Raw genomic sequence first — 1,562 nt, forward strand, 5'->3', positions numbered from 1 at the left:
ACCAGGCGCGCCGATTGGCTGCAGGCATTGCTGCTCATCCAGGATGTAGGCAGTGGAATTTCCGATCGGCTTCCCGATCGGGATAGAGCCGCCATACTCGCGGTCGATCAGAAAACTGGTTGAAAACGTCGTATTTTCTGTCGGGCCGTATCCGTTCCACAATGAAAGCGACGGCGATGCCTGTTTTACTTTGCTGACAATATGCGGGACAAGGGCGTCTCCGCCGATGATTAAATGGCGCAGTGTGCCGAACATACCCGCATCCTTTGCTGCAAGCTGGTTGAATAAAGGTGATGTCAGCCACATCGTCGAGATTCTTTGCTCACGCAGGAATGCAGCAAATTGTTTCGCATCAAGCAGCGTTTCTTTTTTGACTGGATAAAGCGCTGCGCCATTCAGCAGTGCACCGAATACCTCAAACGTTCCGGCATCAAAGCTGACAGCTCCCGTTTGCGCCAGGCGGTCCTCTTCAGTAACAGGAACGTACCCGGCATTTTTGACGAGGCGCAAAATGCTTTTATGTTCGATCATGACGCCTTTCGGTTTGCCCGTTGAACCGGATGTGTACATGATGTACGCCAAATCAGACGGGGCGGATGGCAGGTTGAGATTGTCAGCCGCTTCACTCTCTTCAAAGCCTATGTCCAGTGTAAGAACCGGCACCTGCAGCTGATGTGCCTGACCTGTATAAGAATTTCCGATCAAAACCATTCGAACGGAGCTATCCTCTGCCATGAAACGAAGACGATCCCCAGGAAGCGCTGGATCAAGCGGCACATATGCGGCACCTGCTTTTAACACAGCCAGCATGCCGACAACGGTTTCTACTGAGCGATCGTTCATAATCGCTGCTGTTTCCCCTTTTTGAAGCCCTTGTTCGACAAGCTTTCTCGCCAGACGGTTAGCCGCTGCATTCAGCTCGCGGTACGTCAGCTCGGTTCCTTCATATACGACGGCGGTGCTCGCCGGCGTCCGTTTCGCTTGCTCTTCAAACACTTGGTGAACAGCCATTCCTTCAGGGAGTTCGGTTTTCGTGCTGTTAAACACCTCGACAATTTGCCGCTGCTCTTGGTCTCCCACAAGCCCGTACTCACGCACAAAAGCGGCCGGCTGATCGACAGCTGCTTCCATCATGCGGGTAAGGTGCTCCGCTGTCCGTTCGATAAAAGCGGAATCAAAGGCGGCTCCGTTATATTTAATTTTGACGGTCCACGTTTTGCCCGGATACACAATCAGGTTGAAATCGAAGCTCGTTTGTTCAAATGCGCTTTCTACCTTAATCGAAAACCCGAGGCGGTCTTCCATGCTGCCGTTTTCAAGCTCTTGATCAAGCGGATAATTTTCAAACGCGACCAGATGGTTTAAGAGATTGCCATCAAGGGCTGAGCGTTTTTGAATCTCATAGAGCGGCACGTAATCGTAACGCTCTGCCTCTACTGCATGCTGCTGAACAGCTGTGAAAATATCAGCGAATGCAGCATCTCGTTCAACTTTCACCCGCACTGGAATGGTGTTGATAAACAGCCCCGCCATCGTTTCGATTCCGTTGATTTCAGACGGCC

At 51.5% G+C, this 1,562-nt stretch carries 1 protein-coding gene; it reads right to left on the reverse strand.

From position 1 onward, the window contains the following. The coding region (locus ACWHAR_RS20885) for a non-ribosomal peptide synthetase (protein WP_452087701.1) at positions 1–1,562 on the reverse strand (1,562 nt) is incomplete at both ends.

Source organism: Bacillus sp. LR--39 (assembly GCF_053613335.1).